Below are 22106 nucleotides of genomic sequence, written 5' to 3' on the forward strand. Positions count from 1 at the left end.
GATCAGCTTCCCTTGACGAGTCCGAAGAGGATGGCGAGCGGCGGGAGCGCGAAGCCCACGGCGGTCACCAGCGCGATGACGAGGCCCGTGGCCTTGGCGGTGCGGCGCGCCTTGGTGCTGCTCGTCCAGCCGAGGGTCTGGGCGCCGCTCCACACGCCGTGCCACAGGTGCAGTCCGAGCGCGACGAGCGCGAGCAGGTAGATGACGACGACCCACCAGACCTGGAAGCTCGAGATGACGAGCTTGCCGGCGCTGTCGCCGGCGGCCTCGTTGCCGACGTTGATCTTGAGGATCGTGAACTGCAGCAGGTGCCACACGAGGAAGAGCAGCAGGGCGACACCGCCCCAGCGCATCGCCCGGCTGCGCACTGTCGCGACGGCCGCCTGCTTGGCGACGTAGCGGTTGCTGCGGGCGCCGTTGGCGCGGCTCCACAGCCAGAAGGCGGCGTAGGCGTGGGCGACGAGCGAGACGACGAGCACGGCGCGGAAGATCCAGAGGAACCCGCCGAACGGCAGGATCGGCATGAGGATCGTGCGCAGGTGCAGGGCGTACTCGTCGAACGCCTGGACGCCGCCGAAGATCTTGAGGTTGCCGTACATGTGCATCAGCACGTAGAGCACGAAGAGCGCACCCGAGAGGGCCATGAGCAGCTTCATGAACACGGTGGTGCGGCGTGCCGACGCGGGTCGCTTGTTTCCCGTCGCTGGGAGAGTGTTGGTGGCCACCTGCGCACTTTATCCCTGCGGTTTCCGCACCCAAATTCCTACCCACTGGTAGAGGGCCGGTTGTGACAAATGTCAACACCCAACCATCGACGAGGCTGACCCACGAGGGCGTCTGCCGTCCGGCCGGGCGCGCTGCCGGGCTCGGGAGGCGTCCGCCTAGGGTGGCGCCATGGTGCTCCACGAAGCGGCGGGTGCCCTCGACTGGGTCATGGACAAGTCCCTGGTCCTCGGCTACTCGAAGATCGGCCCGGCGCTGCGGCGAGCCTGGTGGCCGGCCGACCCGGCGGCGACAGCCTTGGTGGGGCGGCACGTCCTCGTGACCGGAGCGAGCGGTGGGCTCGGGCTGGCCGCCGCGCGCGGCTTCGCCCGGCTCGGCGCCGTGGTCCACCTGACCGGGCGTGACGCCGGCCGGCTCGAGCGCGCCCGCTCCGCGCTGCTGCAGGAGCAGCTTCTCGCCCAGGTCCGGGTCCGCGTCGCCGACGTGAGCGACCTCGCGGCGACAGCTGAGTTCGCCCGCGGGTTCGCGGCCGAGGTGCCGCAACTGCACGCCGTCGTGCACAACGCCGGCGTCATGCCGCCGAAGCGCACCACCACGGCCGAGGGTCACGAGCTGACCCTGGCCACCCACGTGCTGGGCCCGCACGTGCTCACCTGCGGCCTGCGCGACGCTCTCGCCGGTGGCCGCGTCGTCGTCGTGACCTCGGGCGGCGCCTACGGTCAGCGCCTCCAGGTGGACGACCCTGAGTACTTGACGGGTGACTACTCCGGCGTGACGGCCTACGCCCGGACCAAGCGCATGCAGCTGGTCCTGACGAAGCTGTGGGCCCGCGCCCTCGCGCCCGACGGGATCACGGTGCACTCGATGCACCCCGGATGGGCCGACACCCCGGGAGTCGCCGACTCGCTCCCGCGCTTCGCCGCCCTCACCGGACCCCTGCTGCGGGACGCAGACGCGGGCGCCGACACCGCCGTCTGGCTCACCGCCACAGCCGACCCCATCGACACCGGCGGCTTCTGGCACGACCGGCGGCGACGGTCGACGCACTACGCGCCGGTCGGCATCGAGACGCCGGACCAGGTCGAGCGGTTCTGGCGCTTCGTCCGCGAGCAGACCGGAGTGCCGGCGGCAGGCGAGACTGCGCCGGGCGCCTGATCAGGCGGGCGTGCCGCCCGCCAGGTACTCGGCCAGGGCCTCACGCCAGTCACGGATGGGGGTGATCCCGGCCTGCTCGAGCGAGTCGTGAGACAGGACGCTCCACCGCGGTCGGGGGGCCGGCAGCGCCAGCGCCTCCGTCGTCGTCGGCTGCACCCGCTCGGGGTCGAGGCCGCGCTCCTCGAAGGCCGCCTGGGCCAGGCCGCGCCACGTCGTGCGCCCGGACGAGCTGCCGTGGTGGATGCCGTAGGTGCCAGGGGTGGCCACGAGCCGCACGATGAGGTCAGCCAGGTCGGCGGTCCAGGTGGGCTGCCCGACCTGGTCGTCGACCACGGAGAGGGTGTCGCGCTCGCCGGAGAGGCGCAGCATGGTCGCGACGAAGTTGCCGTCGCCGGCTCCGTAGAGCCAGGCGGTGCGCACGACCCACGACTCGGGGCACAGCGCTCGCACGGCCCACTCGCCGGCCGCCTTGGTGCGGCCGTAGGCCGAGCGCGGCGCGAGGGGGTGGTCGACGGCATACGGCTCAGTCGCCGCGCCGTCGAAGACGTAGTCGGTCGAGACCTGCACCATGCGCGCGCCGGCGCGTCGCGCAGCGGCGGCGAGGTTGGCCGCGCCGAGCGCGTTCACCGCGAAGGCGGCCGCCTCGTTGGTCTCTGCGTCGTCGACCGCGGTCCACGCGGCGCAGTTGACGACGAGGTCGTGCCCCTCGACCCCCGCCAGGCAGTCGGAGGGATCGGTGACGTCGAGGTCGGCTCGGTCCATCGCGGTGACGACGTGACCGGCGCCGCGCAGCGCCGGGACGAGGTCGCGGCCGAGCATGCCGCCGGCGCCGGTGACCAGGACCCGCAGCGACTCGTCCGCGGGGGTGCTCACCGGCCGAGCCTGGCGTAGGTGCGCTCGGCGTCGTCCTTTGCGCTCAGCCACCACGACTCGTTGTCGCGGTACCAGGCGATCGTGGCCTCGAGGCCGGCTCGGATGTCGCTGTAGCGCGGGCGCCAGTCGGTCTCGGCGCGCAGCTTGGCGGAGTCGATGGCATAGCGCAGGTCGTGGCCCGGACGGTCGTTGACGTGCTCGAACCAGTCGGCCGGCTTGCCCATGAGCTCGAGCAGCAGCTGCACGATCTGCAGGTTGTTGCGCTCGCCGTCGGCGCCGATGAGGTAGGTCTCGCCCGGGCGGCCCTGCTCGAGGATCGCGATCACGGCGTCGTTGTGGTCGTCGACGTGGATCCAGTCGCGCACGTTGAGACCGGAGCCGTAGAGCTTGGGCTTGGTGCCCTGCAGGATGTTGGTGATCTGGCGCGGGATGAACTTCTCGACGTGCTGGCGCGGCCCGTAGTTGTTCGAGCAGTTCGACACGGTCGCCTGGATGCCGAAGGACCGGATCCAAGCGCGCACGAGCAGGTCCGCGCCGGCCTTCGTGGCCGAGTAGGGGCTCGACGGGTTGACCGGGGTGGCCTCGGTGAAGCGCTGAGGGTCGTCGAGCTCGAGGTCGCCGTAGACCTCGTCGGTCGAGATGTGGTGCAGCCGCTTGCCGTGCTTGCGCACCGCCTCGAGCAGCGCGAAGGTGCCGACGACGTTGCTCTCGACGAACGGCCAGGGGCTGTCGAGGCTGTTGTCGTTGTGCGACTCGGCGGCGAAGTGCACGACGGCGTCGCTCTCGGCCACGAGCGGGTCCACGACGGCCGCGTCGGCCACCGACCCCACGACGAGACGCACGGTGTTGTCGCCCGCACCGTCGCCGAGGACGGGCTCGAGCGACGCCCGGTTGGCGGCATACGACAGGGAGTCGAGCACCGTGATCGACCAGTCCGGGCGGGTCTCACGGGTGCGCAGCACGAAGTTGGAGCCGATGAAGCCGGCTCCGCCGGTGACGAGAAGGCGCATGGGGCTGGAGCCTAGCCGCTCAGCGTGCTCCCAGCGTCCGGTCGAGGCGGGTTCCGCGCGTCCCCTAGGGTGGTCGATTATGAGGGGAATTGTTCTCGCCGGGGGCACGGGGAGCAGGCTGCATCCGATCACGCGCGGCATCAGCAAGCAGCTCATGCCCGTCTACGACAAGCCGATGGTCTACTACCCGCTCTCGACCCTGATGATGGCCGGCATCCGCGAGGTGCTGGTCATCACCACCCCCCAGGACGCCGACCAGTTCGAGCGGCTGCTCGGCGACGGTTCGCAGTGGGGGATGGCGATCACGTATGCCGTGCAGAAGAGCCCCGACGGCCTGGCCCAGGCCTTTCTCCTCGGCGCCGACTTCATCGGCGACGACAGCGTCGCCCTCGTGCTCGGCGACAACATCTTCTTCGGGCCGGGCCTCGGGACGCGCCTCGAGGACAACACCGAGGTCACCGGTGGCCACATCTTCGCCTACCGCGTCGCCGACCCGACGGCCTACGGCGTGGTCGAGTTCGACGGCGACGGCCTGGTGCTCTCCATCGAGGAGAAGCCCGACAGGCCGAAGTCGAGCTATGCCGTGCCCGGCCTCTACTTCTACGACAACGACGTCGTCGAGATCGCCCGCGGCCTGACCCCGAGCGCCCGTGGCGAGCTCGAGATCACGGCCGTCAACGACGCGTACCTGCGGCGGGGCGACCTCACCGTGAGCGTGCTGCCCCGCGGCACAGCATGGTTCGACACCGGCACCTTCGAGGGCCTCATCGAGGCCAGCCAGTTCGTCCACGTCGTCGAGGCGCGGCAGGGCCAGAAGATCGGCTGCGTCGAGGAGGTCGCCTGGCGCCAGGGCTGGCTCACCGACGAGCAGTTGGCAGCCCACGCCGAGGACCAGCGCAAGAGCGGCTACGGCGTCTACCTGCACTCCCTGATCGCCGAAGGACGGCAAGACCACTGATGGAGATCCGCCCCCTGAAGATCGACGGCGCGTGGGAGATCACGCCGCGCCAGTTCCCCGACGACCGCGGGGTCTTCCTCGAGTCGTTCCGCGGCGACCACCTGGCCAAGATCGTCGGTCACCGGCTCGACGTCGTGCAGACCAACGTGTCGGTCTCCTCGCGCGGCACGGTGCGCGGCATCCACTTCGCCGACGTGCCGGTCGGGCAGGCCAAGTACGTCACCGCGGTGACGGGCGCGCTCATCGACTACGTGGTGGACCTGCGGGTCGGCTCGCCGACCTTCGGCCAGTGGGACGCGGTGCTGCTCGACGCCGTCGACCGCCGGGCCGTCTACCTCTCCGAGGGCCTCGGGCACGCCTTCTGCGCCCTCGAGGACGGCACCACCGCGCACTACCTCTGCTCGGCCGCCTACAACCCCACCGCCGAGCACGGCATCCACCCGCTCGACCCGACCGTGGGGCTGCGCCTGCCGGACGGCCTCGAGCCGCTCCTGTCGCCCAAGGACGCCGCCGCGCCGACCCTCGCCGAGGCGGAGGCGTCGGGCCTGCTTCCCACGTATGCCGTGTGCCTGGACTTCCACGCGACGCAGCGGTGAGCAGGCACTGACCGCGCCACACGGCATACGCCCTCGGACGCGGGCGAGCCGACGGCTCAGGTGAGCTCGATGCGGCCCTGCGCGGTGAGCGTCTCGACGACGCGCTTGACCTCCTGGGCGCGCTCGGGCCGCGTGATGAGCAGGGCGTCCTGGGTGTCGATGACGACGAGGTCGTCGACGCCGATGAGCGCGACGAGCCGGCCGCCCGACGCCACGGTGGCCGTCGAGTCGATGCTGATGATGTCGTCGGCGGGCCCGATCGCGGTGATCCCGGGCAGGTCGGCCGACTCGCCGACGAGGCGGGTCACCGAGGCGAAGTCGCCCACGTCGTCCCAGCCGAGCGAGGCGGGCACGACGGCGACCCGGCCGGCGGCGGCGGCCGGTTCGGCGACGGCGTGGTCGATGGCGATCTTCTGCAGCGACGGCCACAGGTCCCGCATCCGCAGCGGGTCGCCGGCGATGATGCGCAGGTGGTCGACCATCTCCGGGTGGTTCTGCGCGAGCAGCTCGAGCAGGGTCGTGGCCCCGACGACGAACATGCCTGCGTTCCAGCGGTACTCGCCGCTCTCGACGTAGCGAGTGGCCGTCTCGAGGTCGGGCTTCTCGACGAACTCGTCGACCCGGTGGGCGCTCGGGGCGCCCACGACGTCGAGGGGGTCACCGAGGCGGATGTAGCCGAAGCCGGTCGCCGGCTCCGTCGGCTCGATGCCGATGGTCACAAGCTCTCCGCGACGAGCCAGGACGACCGCCTCGGCGACGGCGCGACGGAAGTTCTCGGGCTCGGTGATGACGTGGTCGGCCGCGAACGACCCGAGGACCGCCTCCGGGTCGCGGCGCTCGAGGATGGCAGCGGCCAGCCCGATGGCCGGCATCGAGTCCCGCGGCGAGGGCTCGCCGATGACGGCGTCGTAGCCGAGCATCGGCAGCTGGCGGCGCACCGCCTCCTCATGGGCGACGCCCGTCACGACGAGGATCCGGTCCTCGACGAGGGGCTGGAGCCGGTCCCACGTCGCACGCAGCAGCGACTGCCCCGAGCCGGTCAGGTCGTGCAGGAACTTGGGGGAGTGCCGGCGGGAGATGGGCCAGAGCCGGGTGCCGGAACCACCCGCCGGGATCACGGCCCAGAGACCCGCTATGCCTGTCATGGGGCACACCGTATCCGCCACGGGCACTCGCCGTTCACGTCGCACAGGCGGGGAAGGGCCGCCGCCGGTCTCGTATGCCGTCAGGCCGGGATGTCACGCCGGCGCAGCGCCAGCAGGCCGGCCGCCGCAACGAGCGCCGCAACCGCCGTGAGCAGCACGAGCGGCAGCCACCGCAGGTCGCCCACCGGCAGGGTGGGCACGTGGCCGAACGGCGACAGGTTCGTCATCCACTCCGGCCACCGGAGCACGGGGACGAGCTCGCCGAGGAGCAGGAACACGATGAGCGCGGCCCAGGCGAGGCCGGTCAGGCGGGGGGCCACGCCGACGAGCAGCATCGCCACGGCCACCGAGACCCAGATCGCGGGGGCCGTGACGAGGGCCGCCTCCACCAGGCCGCCGACGGAGATGGCGCTGGGGCCGGCCGCGCTGCGGGTCGCAGCCACTCCGGCCAGCAGGCCGACGACGGCCATCACGGCGGTGGTCGACACGACGGCCAGCAGGAGGTGCGACAGCGCCCACCGGGTGCGGGTGGCGCCGGTCGCGAGCAGGGCCTCCGCGCGCAGCGCCGTCTCCTCGGTGCGCATGCGGGTGACGATGGAGATCCCCAGTGCCGCAACGGCATACGCCCCGATGTGCAGCTCCGAGGCGAAGAAGACGTCGACGAGGGACGCGTTGCTGCCCTGGGCACGTGCCAGCGCGCGCAGCATGTCGCCGGTGGAGCCGGACGCGTCGATCGACTCGATGTTGGCCGCGATCGAGCCCACGACCAGGCCGAGCACGACGGCGGTGACGGCCCAGCCGATGAGGGTGCCGCGTGCCAGCCGGACGGTCAGGCCGGAGACCGAGCCGAGGGAGCCGCGCGGGTGGCCGGCGCGCGCGGGCAGCAGGCCGGCACCGAGGTCCCGTCGCTCGCGCAGGCAGAAGGCCGCCCCGACGAGCAGGACGTAGGCAGCCAGGCCCAGCCACAGGGGTCGGAAGTCGTTGCTGCCGTAGGGAGACACCCGCTCGCCCCAGCCCAGTGGGGAGAGCCAGACGACAAACCGGCCCGGGCTGTCGGTGGCCGACGTGTCCCCGAGGGCGCGCAGCAGGAACGCCACTCCCAGGGCGCCGAGGGAGATCGCGGCGGTGCCGCGGGTGGTCTCGGTCAGCTGGGCGGCCACCGCCGTGACGCCGACCCACGCCAGCCCCATGATCACCCACGAGACGGCGAAGGCGACCGAGCCGCGGCTGTCGAGGCCCAGGCCGGCGAGGGAGGCGCCGCTGAGCACCGCCGTGGCGAGCACCGCGAGCGTGCCGAGGGTCACCGCGGCCGTCAGCGGCGCTCGCCGTTGGACGACGCCCGCCCCGAGCAGCTCCAGCCGGCCCGCCTCCTCCTCGGTGCGGGTGTGCCGGCGCACCACGATGTAGGCGAGCAGGCAGAGGAAGACGCCGCCGAGCAGGATGGTCTTGTAGACCGCGAACGAGTCGAGGCTCAGGCTCGTCGGCGGGCCGTAGAGCGCCACCGTGGCGGGGTTGCGGATCAGCGGGGCAAAGATCGCCAAGGCACCGGCCAGGCTCGGGTAGAGGTCGATCGTCGCCTTGGCCGATCCGGCGGTGAACGCGACGAGGCCGAGGACGCTCACGGGCACCAGGACCCGGTCGCGTCGGGAGGCGAGCCGCAGCAGCGGGCCGGTGCCGGTGACGGCGCTCATCGCGGGCTCGCCGTCGCGCGGAGGCTCGTGCCGGCGGGGCGGTACTGCTCCATGAACAGCTCCTCCAGGCTCGGCGGGGCACTGGTCAGTGACTCGATGCCGTGCCTGCCGAGCAGCTCCAGCAGCGCGCCGAGGTGGCCGCTCTCGACCGAGCACCGCACGCTCGTGCCCGACACGACGACGTCGCCCACGCCCGCGATGCCGGCGACCGCCGACTCGGGCACCGGTCGTGCGAGCGTCGCCTCGACCACCGTGCGCGAGAGGTGGCGCAGCTGGGCGAGGGTGCCCGACTCGACGTTGCGGCCCTCGCGGATGATGCTGACCCGGTCGCAGACCGACTCGACCTCGCTGAGGATGTGGCTCGAGAGCAGCACCGTGCCGCCGGCGGAACGGAACTCGCGGGCGGCGTCCTTGAAGACCGCCTCCATGAGGGGGTCGAGACCGGACGTCGGCTCGTCGAGCAGCAGCAGCTCGACGTCGGAGCAGAGCGCTGCGACGAGCGCCACCTTCTGCCGGTTGCCCTTGGAGTAGGACCGGCCCTTCTTCGTCGGGTCGAGGTCGAACCGCTCGACCATGTCGGCGCGGCGCCGCTCGTCGATGCCGCCGCGCAGCTTGGCCAGCAGGTCGATGACCTCACCGCCGGTGAGGTTGGGCCACAGGGCGACGTCGCCGGGGACGTAGGCCAGACGCCGGTGCAGGGTCTCGACGTCGCGCCACGGGTCGCCGTCGAGCAGGGTGGCGCTGCCGCCGTCGGCGCGGATCAGGCCGAGGAGGATGCGCAGGGTCGTCGACTTGCCGGCGCCGTTCGGGCCGAGGAAGCCGTGGATCTCGCCCGCGGCCACCTCGAGGTCGAGCCCGTCGAGGGCGACGGTGTGCCCGAAGCTCTTGCGCAGGCCGTGGACCTGGATCGTGGAGGACATGATTCGACGGTACACAAGATTTACGATTTACTGAATGTTATGAGAGAGGCTAGGGCCGGGGCAGGCGACCGCGGAGCACCGGTGACGGCGACCCTGCCCACCGAGCGCGACGAACAGGCGGTCTCCGCCTACGTCGAGCGCCTCGGCGACACCCTCACCGACGCCGGTATGCCGCGGCTCGCCTCGCGCGTCTTCGCGCGGCTGCTCGCCGACGACGACGGCCGGATGACCGCGGTCGAGCTCACCGAGGCCCTGGACGTGAGCCCCGCCGCCGTCTCGGGCGCGGTGCGCTACCTGACGCAGACCTACCTCATCGGCAAGGAGCGCGAGCGCGGCTCGCGCCGCGACGTCTACGTCGTGCAGGCCGACGCGTGGCACGGCGCGATGCTCTCGCGCGACCGGCTCCTGGCCCAGATCGAGGCCGGTCTGCGCGCCGGGGTGCCTGCGGTCGGCGGGGTCGACACCGCGGCCGGCCGCCGGCTGCAGCTGTCGGTCGCCTTCCTCGAGTTCCTCTCCGAGCGGTTCGGAGCGCTCGAGGGCGAGTGGGAGGCCCGCAAGGCCGAAATCACCAGCACCTGGCCCACCACCACCTGAACCGACGAGAGGCCACCCTCCGGCCCACCTGAACCGTCGAAAGGCCACGTTCGGGGCACCCCAGGCGCACGGCATACGCCCTCGGTGACGTGAGATCGACAACGTTCGCCAGCCGGGCGGCGGAGACCCCGTCCCGCGCCGATACGCTCGGCAGCATGGCTGACAGCACTGGCGCGCGCTCCGAGTCCGACCTGCCCATCGAGCCCGTCTACGACGCGTCGGCCCTGGCCGGTTTCGACCCCGAGACCAAGCTCGGCGCCCCCGGCCGCTACCCCTTCACCCGGGGCGTCTACCCGTCGATGTACACCGGTCGCCCGTGGACGATGCGGCAGTACGCCGGCTTCGGCACCGCCAAGGAGAGCAACCAGCGCTACCACCAGCTCGTCCAGGCCGGCACCGGCGGACTCTCGGTCGCCTTCGACCTGCCGACGCAGATGGGCTATGACTCCGACGAGCCGATCGCGCACGGCGAGGTCGGCAAGGTCGGCGTCGCCATCGACAGCCTCGACGACATGCGCACCCTCTTCGACGGCCTGCCGCTCGACAAGATCTCCACGTCGATGACGATCAACGCGCCCGGCTCGACGCTGCTGCTGCTCTACCAGCTCGTCGCGGAGGAGCAGGGCGTCCCTGGCGACCAGCTCACCGGCACGATCCAGAACGACGTGCTCAAGGAGTACATCGCCCGCGGCACCTACATCTACCCGCCCCGCGAGTCGCTGCGTCTCATCGCCGACGTCTTCGCCTACTGCCACAAGGAGATGCCGCGCTGGAACACCATCTCCATCAGCGGCTACCACATGGCCGAGGCCGGCGCGACGCCCGTGCAGGAGATCGCCTTCACCCTCGCCAACGCGATGGAGTACGTCCGCGCCGCCCAGGCCGCCGGGCTGGCCGTCGACGACTTCGCGCCGCGCCTGTCCTTCTTCTTCGTGGCCCGCACGACGCTGCTCGAGGAGGTCGCCAAGTTCCGCGCGGCCCGCCGCATCTGGGCGCGGATCATGAAGGAGCAGTTCGGCGCGCAGAACCCCAAGTCGATGATGCTGCGCTTCCACACCCAGACCGCCGGCGTGCAGCTGACCGCCCAGCAGCCCGAGGTCAACCTCGTCCGCGTCGCGCTCCAGGGTCTCGGCGCGGTGCTCGGCGGCACGCAGTCGCTGCACACCAACTCCTTCGACGAGGCCATCGCGCTGCCGACCGAGAAGGCCGCCCGCCTCGCGCTGCGCACCCAGCAGGTCATCGCCTACGAGACCGACGTGACCAAGACCGTCGACCCGTTCGCCGGTTCGTACGTCGTCGAGTCGATGACCGACGAGATCGAGCAGGCGGCGCTCGCGCTGATCCAGGCCGTCGAGGACAAGGGTGGCGCCGTCGCGGCCATCGAGCAGGGCTTCCAGAAGTCCGAGATCGAGCGCTCCGCCTACCGCGTCCAGCTCGAGATCGACAACGGCGAACGCACCGTCGTCGGCGTCAACAAGTACACGCTCGACCAGGAGGAGCGCTACGAGCCGCTGCGCGTCGACCCGACCATCGAGGCCGACCAGCGCGCCCGCCTCGAGGCCCTGCGCGCCGACCGCGACGACGACGCCGTCAAGGCCGCCCTCACCCGCCTCCAGGAGGCGGCCCGCGGCAGCGACAACGTCCTCTACCCGATGAAGGAGGCGCTTGCCGCCCGCGCCACCGGCGGCGAGGTCGCGCATGCGCTTCGCGAGGTCTGGGGCGTCTACCAGCCCCGCGAGACCTTCTGACCCGAGCCCGTATGCCGTCCGCCCGGGCCGGCGGACCGCCACGAGTTCTGCCGCGGCCGGGGGTCGAGCAGGACTACGACCCGGTTGCCGCGTTCGTGGCGGTCGGTCGGCGCACCGTGACGGTCTCGCGCAGGGCGGCCAGGACGTAGTCGGGCTCGAACATCACCTCGTCCCACGTGAAGCGAAGCACCACCCACCCGCGCGCCGCCAGCCCGGTGTAGCGCCGGCAGTCGCGCTTCAGGGCCGGCCGGGTGCCGTGATTCTCGAACCCCTCCCCCTCGATGACGATGCGCAGTGACGGGTCGGCGAGGTCCACCTGGGCGAAGAACCCGCGTCCCTTGACCACGTGCTGCGCCACGACGCCGAACGACCAACGGTGACAGGCCGGCCCTCCACGAGGAGTCGGCCACGGCAAGGGCCTCGTCGAAGGGCAGGTCGAGACAGCAGTCCACGACGGTGCGAGCGGGACTCGTCACCCATCCGTCGACGATCTCGTCGGCGTGCAGGTCCCGCCAGTGGCGCCGCACTCCCGCGCGGGCTGCTGGCCCTCGGAGCTTGCGCCCTCGCGGCAGCGTCACGTGAGCGACGTCCGGCTGGTGCTTGACCGCCCATCCCCAGTGCAGTGCCCCGCTGAGGTGTGACGCTGCTGCACTGATGGACTCCGCTGTGGCCCGCGCAGCGAGCAGGCTCGACAAGCCGTAGCGCCCTCGGCCCAGACGGACGACGCTTCCATCAGCCAGAGCGCGCCGCAGCTGTCGCCGGCGCACCACCGGCCGCAGCTGCGACCAGGGGGCGCTGCCGCCGCACTGGGCGAGCACCGTCGTGACGTCCATCGCCTCAGGCTGCCCGGGTCTCGCCCCTGCTCGCCGCGGTCACCCAGGACCCACGGACCGCCACGACCCGCAACCCCGGGCGTCGTCACGCACCCGGCTCACGGCATACGCCCGTTCGTGGCGGTCCGTCGGCTCGCCCGATGAAGACGAGCAGGCACGAACCTAGGGACGCAGCCCGGGTCGGCCGTGGCGTGGGCACGCCGCGCACTCGCGCATCCCGGGCAGCGCGTAGATGAAGCAGCACGACACCCGCACCGGCTCCGGTGCCACGCTCTCGCCGGCGGCGCCGCGCGCCCGCCGCACCGCCGTCTCCCACATGTCCTCGACGACCCCCCACCGCTGGCGCGAGCTCATCTTCACACCGGGGGCGTATGCCGTCACGACCTCCGAGACGAGCGCGAGGTATGCCGTCCGCGCCCGTTCCAGACGACGGCCGGGGTCGTCATCCACCTCCAGCGAGGTACGGTCGGGGTCCACGGTGATCCGGTCGGGGTAGAGGCCGGGCGCGAGCTCGAAACCGAGCCCGGAGGCGGAGGGCACCAGCAGCCAGGGACCCAGCGACGCGGCATACGCCATCGGGGTGGCGGCGACCTCGCACCACCACTGGAGCACGAAGGCCGCGGGGACGTGCGGCCGCACGGGCACCCCGTGCCGGGACTGCATCTGCGCGCACAGCGCGTCGCGCCACGGTGCGAGCGGGTCCGCGCCGGCCCGCACGTGGGCGACCACGTCACCGAACCCGATCGTCGCCGCCGACGTCTCGCAGGTCATGGAGGTGAACGGCAGGGCACGGTCGACGAGGCCCACGACGCGGCGGATGGCCTCCGGTGCAGGCGGCACCACGGCTCTGGCGACCTGCTCCACTCGTCGGCGCTCCTCTCTCACGGCGGTCCCGGGGACCCTCTGGGCACCCCGAGGACGGGGCCGGGGTCCATCCTCTCGCTAGACTCCTGATCTCGTGACCGACCGCACGCCCTCCCTGCCCTTCGAGGCCATCGCCCGAACCGTCGAGGAGAGCGTGCCCGAGCTGGTCGCCATCCGTCGCGACCTGCACACCCACCCCGAGCTCGGCCGCGGCGAGATCCGCACGACCGCGCTCATCGCCGAACGCCTCGAACGCGCCGGCATCGGCGTCCGCCGGCTGCGCGGCACGGGACTCGTGGCCGAGCTCGGCGCGACTGACCCGGTGCACCGCATCGCGCTGCGGGCCGACATCGACGCCCTGCCGATCCGTGAGCAGACGGGCCTGCCGTTCGCCTCGCAGACCGACGGCGTGAGCCACTCGTGCGGCCACGACGTGCACACCACCGCCCTCCTCGGTGCCGCCATCGCGCTCAACGAGGTCGAGGAACGGCTCGTCGCCGCCGGTGTCGGTGCCCGCCTCGTGTTCCAGCCGGCCGAGGAGCTGATGCCCGGTGGCGCCGAGGACGTCGTCGCCCAGGACGGGCTCGTCGGCGTCGACCGCATCTTCGCGCTGCACTGCGACCCCAGCCTCGACGCCGGCCAGGTGGGCCTTCGCGTCGGAGCGGTCACGGCCGCGGCCGACCAGATCGACGTCACCCTCACCGGTCGCGGGGGCCACACCTCGCGCCCGCACCTGACCCAGGACCTGACGTACGCGCTCGCCAAGGTCGTCACCGACGTCCCGGCCGTGCTGTCCCGGCGTCTCGACCCGCGCGCCGGCGCGGCGCTCGTCTGGGGCTCGATCCACTCCGGCGGCGCTCACAACGTCATCCCGGCATCCGGCAAGGTCGGTGGCACGCTGCGCATGCTGGACGCCGGCATCTGGGACGGGGTCGAGCGTTTGCTCGAGTCGGTCGTCCACGACGTCGTCAGGGCGTATGCCGTCCAGGCCGACGTGACGATCACCAAGGGCGTGCCGCCCGTCGTCAACGACGCGTCCTGCATCGACGCGCTCACGGCTGCAGTGACGGGAACGGGCGGCTTCGTCGCACCGACGCCGCAGTCCCTCGGGGGTGAGGACTTCGCCTGGTACCTGACCCACGTGCCGGGCGCCATGGCCCGTCTCGGCACGCGCACGCCGGGCGGCACGACCTACGACCTGCACCGCGGGGACCTCGTCGTCGACGAGGCCGCGATCCCCGTCGGGGCGCGCACCTTGGCCGGGGTCGTGTTCTCCGCGGCGGCCCAGCTGGCGGGCAGTGCGAGGCTCACCGGCGTCTCTCCGCTGACCGCGGTCGCGGATCGGTAACACTTGCTGCGACTTGCCCCGGAGGCACTCAGATCTTGCGGCTGCGGGGTCTACAGTTCCGTGCTATCTGGGCCGATGTCGTCGTCGGCCCCGCGCATCTAAGGAGCACCTCTTGCGTCACGCAACCAAGGTCGCGTCTGTCGTGGCCGCCGCCGCTCTCGGCCTCGCGGCCTGCGGCAGCAGCACCGGCAACACGACCTCCCCCGGGGGAACGGGTGGATCGACCGGCACCGCCGGCGGCGGCGGCTCGCTGAAGATCGGCATGGCCTACGACGTGGGCGGTCGCGGTGACCAGTCGTTCAACGACGCCGCTGCCAAGGGCCTCGACAAGGCCAAGGCCGAGCTCGGTGCCGACGTCAAGGAGGCCTCGGCCGTCAACGGTGAGTCCGAGTCGGCCCGCAAGGACCGCCTGCAGTCGCTGATCGACGCCGGCTACAACAACATCGTGGCGGTCGGCTTCGCGTACGCCAAGGCCGTCGGCGAGACCGCCAAGGCCAACCCGGACGTTAAGTTCGCCATCGTCGACGACGCGTCGCCCGACTCCGCCGGCCCGAACGTCGACCAGATCACCTTCGCCGAGGAGCAGGGCTCCTTCCTCGTCGGCGCGGCCGCGGCCCTCAAGACCAAGACGAACCACATCGGCTTCATCGGTGGTGTCCAGACCGAGCTCATCAAGAAGTTCGAGGTGGGCTACGAGGCCGGCGCCAAGGCGGTCAAGCCGAACGTCAAGATCGACGTGAAGTACCTCACCCAGCCGCCGGACTTCTCGGGCTTCAACTCCGTCGACAAGGGCAAGGCCGCGGCCGACGGCATGTACCAGGGCGGCGCCGATGTGGTCTACCACGCAGCCGGTGGCTCCGGCGGCGGTGTCTTCACGGCGGCCAAGGCAGCCGGCAAGTGGGCCATCGGTGTCGACTCCGACCAGGCCAAGACGGCCCCGGCCGACGTGCGCGACGTCATCCTGACCTCGATGATCAAGAAGGTCGACGTCGGTGTCTTCGACTTCATCACCGCGGTGAAGGACGGCACCTTCAAGGCCGGCAACCGGATCTTCGACCTCAAGGCCGGCGGTGTCGACTACGCCACGACCGGTGGCCACATCGACGACATCAAGAGCAAGCTGGACGACTACAAGCAGAAGATCATCTCGGGGCAGATCACCGTTCCGAAGTCCTGATCGCCTCGAGCGTCCAGAGCACGGAAGGGTCGACCGACACGGTCGTCCCACCGACGGCCCGGGCGGCGCGTGCAGCGTCGTCCGGGCCGTCGCATCATCCGGAACCCCCTTAGAGCTCACCCATTCGGCACCGCGAGGGTTGTCAGGTTCGTGGATGCTGGTTCAATACTCGATCGACGCCCGCGTCGAGGCGGGCCCGCATGAGGAGCGTGTGTCATCGTCAGCAACCCGCCCGTGACCGGGGACAAGCCCGGGGACAAGTCCGGCGGCGGGCCCCTCAGGGCCGTCCACCACGGAGCCGCGGCCGTCCGGCTCGAGGGCATCACGAAGCGGTTCCCCGGCGTGGTCGCCAACAAGGACATCGCGCTCACCGTCGACAAGGGCACCGTCCACGCGATCGTGGGGGAGAACGGTGCCGGCAAGTCGACGCTCATGAAGATCCTCTACGGCGTCCAGCAGCCCGACGAGGGCACCATCGAGATCGACGGGACGGTGCGCCAGCTGCGCTCACCCGCCGACGCCATCGCCGCCGGCATCGGCATGGTCTTCCAGCACTTCCAGCTCGCCGACAACCTCACGGTCCTCGAGAACGTCGTGCTGGGCGCCGAGAGGCTCCACGGCATCGGTGAGGGAGCGCGCGCCAAGATCCGCGAGATCTCCGACGCGTACGGCCTCGACGTCCGCCCCGACGCGCTCGTCGCCGACCTCGGCGTCGGGGCGCGCCAGCGCATCGAGATCCTCAAGGTCCTCTACCGAGGGGCGCGCATCATCATCCTCGACGAGCCGACTGCGGTCCTCGTGCCCCAGGAGGTCGACGAGCTCTTCGACAACCTGCGCGAGCTGAAGTCCGAGGGCCTCACGGTCATGTTCATCTCGCACAAGCTCGACGAGGTGCTCAAGGTCGCCGACGCCATCACCGTCATCCGGCGGGGCACGACCGTCGCCGAGGTCGACCCGTCCGGCGTGACGCCGCGCCAGCTCGCGGAGCTGATGGTCGGCTCGGAGCTGCCCTCGCCCTCCACGGAGGAGTCGACGGTGACGAGGACCCCGATGCTCACCGTCGACGGCATCTCGCTCGACGACCCGGCGGGTGGCCGCGAGCTGCTCGACGGCATCGACCTGACCATCCATGCCGGCGAGGTCGTCGGCATCGCCGGCGTCGAGGGCAACGGCCAGGCCGAGCTCGTCGAGGTCATCATGGGCATGCGCGAGCCGACGACCGGGCGCATCCTGCTCGGCGACGTCGACATCTCGGACTGGCAGGTGCGCGAGATCCGCGAGGCAGGGATGGGCTACATCCCCGAGGACCGGCACCGGCACGGGCTGCTCCTCGAGGCGCCCCTGTGGGAGAACGTGATCCTCGGCCACCAGACCGAGTCGGTCAACGTCTCCGGGCCGGGTGGCGTGCTCGTCAACGCCTCCGCCGCCAAGCGCGAGACCGAGACGATCGTCGAGGAGTTCGACGTGCGCACGCCCTCGATCAACGTCACCTCCGGATCCCTCTCGGGCGGCAACCAGCAGAAGCTCATCATCGGCCGCGAGATGCGCCGCAACCCGCGCGTCCTCATCGCCGCCCACCCGACCCGCGGCGTCGACGTCGGTGCGCAGGCTGCCATCTGGGACCACATCAAGGCGGCCCGCCGCAACGGCCTCGGTGTCCTGCTGATCTCGGCGGACCTCGAGGAGCTGGTCGGGCTCTCCGACACCATCCGCGTCATCCTCCGCGGGGGCCTCTCGGGCGAGTTCGACCCCGACGTGGTGACGCGCGAGGAGCTCGGCGCCGCCATGACCGGTGCGCAGACCACACCGGCGGACCCCGCGGCGCCGGCGACGCATACGACGTCTCCGGCGGCCGACCGCAGACCCGAGGGGACCACCGACGTGCCCGATGCCGGCACCCACGACGAGGGGACGACCCGATGAGCACCCGCTTCGACGCCCGCCGCCTCCTCATGGCCGCCGCGGCGCCGCTGCTCTCGATCGTCGTGGCGGTCGTGGTGACGAGCATCATCCTGCTCGTCGCCGGCGACCCGGTCGGGGCGGTCTGGGCGCAGCTGTTCAAGGCGCCGCTGCCGCGGCAGGTCATCAACATCATCAACGGCGCCTCGGTCTACTACCTCTCGGCGATCGCCGTGGCCATCGGCTTCCGGATGAACCTGTTCAACATCGGCGTCGACGGGCAGTACCGCGTCGCGTCGTTCGCGGCCGCTCTCTTCGCCGGCCAGGGCTGGCTGCCCGGCTGGCTCAACATCATCGTGGCGCTCGTCGTGGCCATGGCCTCCGGCGCGCTCTGGGCCGGCATCGCGGGCGTGCTCAAGGTGACCCGCGGCGTCTCCGAGGTCATCTCGACCATCATGCTCAACGCGATCGCGACCTTCCTCGTCGCCTTCCTGCTGGGCAAGACCGCCGAGCGCGTCCAGGGCAGCAACGCGACCAACACCAAGCCGCTGCCGCAGGACTCGCGCGTGCCAGGCATCTCGCTCGACGGCATCATCGCGACCCCGAGCAAGGTCTACGGACTCATCCTGCTCGCCATCCTCGTCGGCATCCTCTACTGGTTCGTCATCAACAAGACCCGGTTCGGCTTCGACCTGCGCGCGACCGGCCGCTCCGAGTCGGCAGCCGTCGCGAGCGGCGTCAAGGTCAAGCGGATGGTCCTGACCTCGATGCTGATCTCGGGCGCGGCGGCCGGTCTCGTCGGCATGCCGCTGCTCTTCGGCCAGGACTACGTCTACGGCGACACTGTCCAGGCAGGGCTCGGCTTCGCGGGCATCGCCATCGCGCTTCTCGGCCGCAACAACCCCGTCGGCATCGCCTTCGCCGCGCTGCTGTGGGCCTACCTCGACGCGCAGGGCAACGGCCTGCAGATCACCGCCGGCGTCAGCGACCGGCTCGTGCTCGTCATCCAGGGAGTCATCGTGCTGTCCGTCGTCATCGCCTACGAGGTCGTGCGCCGCGCCAACGTGCGCCTCGAGCAGCGTCGTGTGGCCAGCGAGCTCGCCCGGCAAGCCGCCGTCCAGACGGAAGGAGCGGTGGCATGAGCGCCCCCGTCATGACCGAGGCCGCTCCGGCCACCTCGCCTGCCGCCAAGCGCACGGGTCGGCCCCGCTGGTTCTGGGCCGCGATCGTCGTGGCCGGCCTCCTCGTCGTCTCGACGGTGCGTGTCATCACCGGCGCCGACGACATCGACTCGTCGGGCGCCCTCCAGGCCGCCATCGGCCTGGCCGTCCCGATCGGCCTCGCCGGCCTCGGCGGCCTCTGGAGCGAGCGCGCCGGAGTCGTCAACATCGGCCTCGAGGGCATGATGATCTTCGGCACGTGGGGCGGCGCCTTCTTCGGCTACCACTACGGCCCGTGGGCCGGCATCCTCGGTGCCATCCTCATGGGGGTGGTCGGCGGCGCCATCCACGCCGTCGCCACGGTCGTCTTCGGCGTCGACCACATCGTCTCCGGTGTCGCGATCAACCTCCTCGGCGCCGGCGCCGGGGCCTACCTCGCGGTCCGGACGTTCACCGGCCTGCCCGGCGGTGGGCCCACGCAGTCGCCGCCGCTGGAGCAGCTGCCGTTCCTCTCGGTGCCCGGCGTCGCCGACCCGCTGCTGACCCTCGAGCAGAAGCACTGGTGGCTCGTGTCCGACATCGCGTCGGTGCTGCGTGCGCTGACCACCAACCTCAACGTCCTGACGATCATCGCGGTGCTGCTGCTCGTGCTCACCTGGTGGGTGCTCTGGCGCACGGCGTTCGGCCTGCGGCTGCGCTCGTGCGGTGAGTCGCCGGTGGCTGCGGAGACCCTCGGTGTCAACGTCTACCGCTACAAGTTCACGGCGGTCCTCATCTCCGGCGGCCTGGCCGGCCTGGCCGGCGGCTTCCTCGTCCTCGTGGCGAGCAACCTCTACCGCGAGGGCCAGACGGGCGGCCGCGGGTTCATCGGCCTCGCCGCCATGATCTTCGGCAACTGGCGCCCGGGCGGCCTCGCCGGCGGTGCGGCCCTCTTCGGCTACACCGACGCGGTGCAGCTCCGCGGGCACGGTGACGTGGTGCGCGCCTACCTGCTGCCGATCGCGGTGGCACTGCTCGCCTGGGGCGTCTGGCAGTGGGTGCGTCACCGTCGGGGCAAGCCCTTCGTCGGCGTGCCGATGGTCGTCATGGGCGTCCTCGCGCTGGGGTGGTTCCTGTCCGCCCCGGCCGTCCCCAACGAGTTCACCGGCATGACCCCCTACGTCGCGACGCTCCTCGTGCTCGCCTTCGCCTCGCAACGTTTGCGTATGCCGGCCGCCGACGGACAGGTGTACCGCAAGGGTGAGGCGTCGTGACCGAGCAGGCGACGGGCTCCTCGACGGACGTCGACTGGGAGGCGCTGCGGCTGCGTGCCGTCGAGCTCATGCACAAGGCATACGCGCCGTACTCCCACTTCCCGGTGGGGGTGGCCGGTCTGGTCGACGACGGCCGCGTGGTGGCGGGCTGCAACGTCGAGAACGCGGCCTACGGCGTCGCCCTCTGCGCCGAGTGTGGCATGGTCTCCGAGCTCCACGCCACGGGGGGAGGACGGCTGACGGCCGTCTTCTGCGTCGGCTCCGACGGCCAGGCGCTGATGCCCTGCGGTCGGTGCCGTCAGCTGCTGTGGGAGAACGGCGGTCCGGAGTGCCTGCTCATGACGCCCGAGGGGGTGCTGCCGATGACGGCGGTGCTGCCCCAGGCGTTCGGGGTCGACGACCTGCGTCACGCCCAGGGCTGAACGGCGCGGTCCCCGGACGGCGCCGCTCCGTGCTGCGACATGATGGGTCGCGTGAGCGAAGCCTTCGATGCCGTCGACGTCATTTCCGCCAAGCGTGACCGCCAGCAGCTGTCGGACGCGCAGATCGACTGGGTGATCGACGCCTACACGCGTGGGGTGGTCGCCGAGGAGCAGATGTCGGCCCTCGCGATGGCGATCTACCTCAACGGGATGGGCTCTCGTGAGATCGCCCGCTGGGCCGATGCCATGATCCGCTCGGGGGAGCGGCTCGACTTCTCCGGGCTGTCGCGCCCGACGAGCGACAAGCACTCGACGGGCGGGGTGGGCGACAAGATCACGCTGCCGCTGGCACCCGTCGTCGCGGCGTGCGGCGTCGCCGTTCCCCAGCTGTCCGGGCGCGGGCTCGGCCACACGGGTGGCACGCTCGACAAGCTCGAGTCCATCCCCGGGTGGCGAGCGGACCTCACGAACGACGAGATGATGCTCCAGCTCGAGGACGTCGGGGCGGTCATCTGCGCGGCCGGCTCGGGCCTCGCTCCGGCGGACAAAAAGCTGTATGCGTTGCGCGACGTCACGGGGACCGTGTCGTGCGTGCCGCTGATCGCGACCTCCATCATGAGCAAGAAGATCGCGGAGGGCACCGGGTCGCTGGTGCTCGACGTCAAGGTCGGCTCGGGCGCCTTCATGAAGGAGCTCGGGCAGGCGCGTGAGCTCGCCGAGACGATGGTGCGGTTGGGCAAGGACGCCGGGGTGCACACCGTGGCGCTGCTGACCAACATGGAGACGCCGCTCGGCCTGACGGCGGGCAACGCGTTGGAGGTGCGCGAGTCGGTCGAGGTGCTGGCGGGCGGGGGACCCGAGGACGTCGTGGAGCTCACCCTGGCGTTGGCGCGCGAGATGGTGGCCGGTGCCGGACGGTCGGACATCGACCCCGCGGACGTGCTCGCCGACGGTCGCGCCATGGACGTGTGGCGCCGCATGATCAGCGCCCAGGGCGGCGATCCCGATGCCGAGCTGCCGCGCGCCCGCGAGACGCACCAGGTCCTGGCCCCAGCGGACGGCGTGCTCGTCCAGCTGGATGCCCTGGCCGTTGGCGTGGCCGCGTGGCGCCTCGGCGCCGGCCGGGCTCGCAAGGAGGACCGGGTCCAGGCGGGGGCTGGTGTGGAGCTGCACTACAAGCCCGGCGCGACGGTGCGCGGGGGAGAGCCGCTGATGACACTGCACACCGACGAGCCGGAGCGTTTCGCTCGTGCGATGGACGCGCTCGAGGGGGGATACACGATCGCGCCCGAGGGCTCACGGCCTGATCTGCCGCCGATCGTCATCGACCGCATCTCCTGACGGATTGGGAGACCAGAGGCGGCTTTCCACCCGATTTTGGCAATCCCGTCAGGCCGGGCTACTGTTCTCTTCGTCAGCCCGACAGGGAGGAACGGACGCCACCGCAGCGGTGAGAGATCACGCAGCGAAGTAGGCCGGTCCCGGGGCCTGACCACCATGGTCCAGACCGTGCCGGTTCGTCCGGTAGAGTCCTGGACTGCCCCGGATGGCCTTGAGTGATCAAGGCCCCCCGGATGGCCTTGAGTGATCAAGGCCCCCCGGATGGCCTTGAGTGATCAAGGCCCAGGGAAACGGCTGGAGGCCCTCGAGCGATCGGGGTAGACTTCAGCGAGTAGGAACCGCTGACACCAAGCGGGTCATGTCTGGCCGTCCTGAAGGGCGGGTCGCAGGTTTGAC

20 protein-coding genes are annotated in these 22106 nt (G+C 71.4%); 12 read left to right on the forward strand and 8 right to left on the reverse strand.

Annotated features, from left to right (window positions below; translation table 11 throughout):
- Window positions 1–2: 2 nt before the first annotated feature.
- Window positions 3–725 carry a succinate dehydrogenase cytochrome b subunit gene (locus ABD194_RS04310; protein ID WP_343988060.1) on the reverse strand — a complete coding sequence of 241 codons (723 nt, stop codon included), beginning with the start codon at window positions 723–725 and terminating at the stop codon, window positions 3–5.
- Between the two features lie 169 nt (window positions 726–894).
- Here ABD194_RS04310 and ABD194_RS04315 point away from each other — a divergent pair, with 169 nt between their 5' ends.
- Window positions 895–1878, forward strand: coding sequence for an SDR family NAD(P)-dependent oxidoreductase (locus ABD194_RS04315; protein WP_343988063.1), 984 nt, complete (start codon window positions 895–897; stop codon window positions 1876–1878).
- Here the strand turns inward: ABD194_RS04315 and rfbD are convergent, their stop codons facing one another.
- A complete protein-coding gene (rfbD, locus tag ABD194_RS04320; RefSeq protein WP_343988066.1) occupies window positions 1879–2751 on the reverse strand; it encodes a dTDP-4-dehydrorhamnose reductase in 873 nt (290 codons plus the stop codon).
- Entirely contained in the window at window positions 2748–3761 is a 1014-nt protein-coding gene (gene rfbB / locus ABD194_RS04325) for a dTDP-glucose 4,6-dehydratase (protein ID WP_343988069.1), read from the reverse strand. The genes rfbD and rfbB overlap by 4 nt, the downstream gene beginning before the upstream one ends.
- A gap of 79 nt (window positions 3762–3840) precedes the next feature.
- Here rfbB and rfbA point away from each other — a divergent pair, with 79 nt between their 5' ends.
- Together rfbA and ABD194_RS04335 are read left to right on the forward strand one after the other, a co-directional pair.
- Entirely contained in the window at window positions 3841–4719 is an 879-nt protein-coding gene (gene rfbA / locus ABD194_RS04330; RefSeq protein ID WP_343988073.1) for a glucose-1-phosphate thymidylyltransferase RfbA, read from the forward strand.
- Window positions 4719–5315 carry a dTDP-4-dehydrorhamnose 3,5-epimerase family protein gene (locus ABD194_RS04335; RefSeq protein ID WP_343988076.1) on the forward strand — a complete coding sequence of 199 codons (597 nt, stop codon included), beginning with the start codon at window positions 4719–4721 and terminating at the stop codon, window positions 5313–5315. Before rfbA ends, ABD194_RS04335 begins: the two co-directional genes overlap by 1 nt.
- 56 nt (window positions 5316–5371) lie before the next feature.
- Here the strand turns inward: ABD194_RS04335 and ABD194_RS04340 are convergent, their stop codons facing one another.
- The 3 genes from ABD194_RS04340 to ABD194_RS04350 form a co-directional block, all read right to left on the reverse strand.
- The gene (locus ABD194_RS04340) at window positions 5372–6460 is read right to left on the reverse strand and encodes a mannose-1-phosphate guanylyltransferase (protein WP_343988080.1); all 1089 of its coding nucleotides are present in this window, start codon (window positions 6458–6460) and stop codon (window positions 5372–5374) included.
- An 80-nt stretch (window positions 6461–6540) separates the two neighbouring features.
- On the reverse strand, window positions 6541–8151 hold the full coding sequence (locus tag ABD194_RS04345; RefSeq protein ID WP_343988083.1) for an ABC transporter permease: 1611 nt from the start codon (window positions 8149–8151) through the stop codon (window positions 6541–6543).
- On the reverse strand, window positions 8148–9071 hold the full coding sequence (locus ABD194_RS04350) for an ABC transporter ATP-binding protein (protein ID WP_343988086.1): 924 nt from the start codon (window positions 9069–9071) through the stop codon (window positions 8148–8150). The genes ABD194_RS04345 and ABD194_RS04350 overlap by 4 nt, the downstream gene beginning before the upstream one ends.
- An 81-nt stretch (window positions 9072–9152) precedes the next feature.
- On the opposite strand from ABD194_RS04350, the gene ABD194_RS04355 reads away from it, so the two are divergent.
- Together ABD194_RS04355 and ABD194_RS04360 are read left to right on the forward strand one after the other, a co-directional pair.
- Entirely contained in the window at window positions 9153–9665 is a 513-nt protein-coding gene (locus ABD194_RS04355; protein WP_343988089.1) for a GbsR/MarR family transcriptional regulator, read from the forward strand.
- A gap of 155 nt (window positions 9666–9820) precedes the next feature.
- A complete protein-coding gene (locus tag ABD194_RS04360; protein WP_343988093.1) occupies window positions 9821–11413 on the forward strand; it encodes an acyl-CoA mutase large subunit family protein in 1593 nt (530 codons plus the stop codon).
- A 73-nt stretch (window positions 11414–11486) separates the two neighbouring features.
- Here ABD194_RS04360 and ABD194_RS04365 read toward each other — a convergent pair whose 3' ends face one another.
- A complete protein-coding gene (locus ABD194_RS04365; protein WP_343988095.1) occupies window positions 11487–11771 on the reverse strand; it encodes an endonuclease domain-containing protein in 285 nt (94 codons plus the stop codon).
- 637 nt (window positions 11772–12408) lie between these two features.
- Window positions 12409–13110, reverse strand: a complete 702-nt coding sequence (locus tag ABD194_RS04370; RefSeq protein ID WP_343988098.1) for a (2Fe-2S)-binding protein — start codon at window positions 13108–13110, stop codon at window positions 12409–12411.
- A 94-nt stretch (window positions 13111–13204) separates the two neighbouring features.
- Between ABD194_RS04370 and ABD194_RS04375 the strand changes: the two genes are divergently transcribed.
- From ABD194_RS04375 to ABD194_RS04405, 7 genes are all read left to right on the forward strand, one after another.
- Entirely contained in the window at window positions 13205–14458 is a 1254-nt protein-coding gene (locus tag ABD194_RS04375) for an amidohydrolase (protein WP_343988102.1), read from the forward strand.
- Between the two features lie 112 nt (window positions 14459–14570).
- Entirely contained in the window at window positions 14571–15635 is a 1065-nt protein-coding gene (locus ABD194_RS04380; protein WP_343988105.1) for a BMP family lipoprotein, read from the forward strand.
- A gap of 342 nt (window positions 15636–15977) precedes the next feature.
- Window positions 15978–17558, forward strand: coding sequence for an ABC transporter ATP-binding protein (locus ABD194_RS04385; RefSeq protein WP_425579947.1), 1581 nt, complete (start codon window positions 15978–15980; stop codon window positions 17556–17558).
- Window positions 17555–18676, forward strand: coding sequence for an ABC transporter permease (locus tag ABD194_RS04390; RefSeq protein WP_343988111.1), 1122 nt, complete (start codon window positions 17555–17557; stop codon window positions 18674–18676). Before ABD194_RS04385 ends, ABD194_RS04390 begins: the two co-directional genes overlap by 4 nt.
- Window positions 18673–19947, forward strand: a complete 1275-nt coding sequence (locus ABD194_RS04395; protein ID WP_343988114.1) for an ABC transporter permease — start codon at window positions 18673–18675, stop codon at window positions 19945–19947. The genes ABD194_RS04390 and ABD194_RS04395 overlap by 4 nt, the downstream gene beginning before the upstream one ends.
- Window positions 19944–20369, forward strand: a complete 426-nt coding sequence (locus ABD194_RS04400; RefSeq protein WP_343988117.1) for a cytidine deaminase — start codon at window positions 19944–19946, stop codon at window positions 20367–20369. Before ABD194_RS04395 ends, ABD194_RS04400 begins: the two co-directional genes overlap by 4 nt.
- A 51-nt stretch (window positions 20370–20420) precedes the next feature.
- Window positions 20421–21710, forward strand: a complete 1290-nt coding sequence (locus ABD194_RS04405) for a thymidine phosphorylase (protein ID WP_425579938.1) — start codon at window positions 20421–20423, stop codon at window positions 21708–21710.
- The last annotated feature ends 396 nt before the right edge of the window (window positions 21711–22106 follow it).

Origin of the sequence: Terrabacter terrae (genome assembly GCF_039529575.1) — a bacterium.
GTDB classification, from domain to species: Bacteria; Actinomycetota; Actinomycetes; order Actinomycetales; family Dermatophilaceae; genus Terrabacter; species Terrabacter terrae.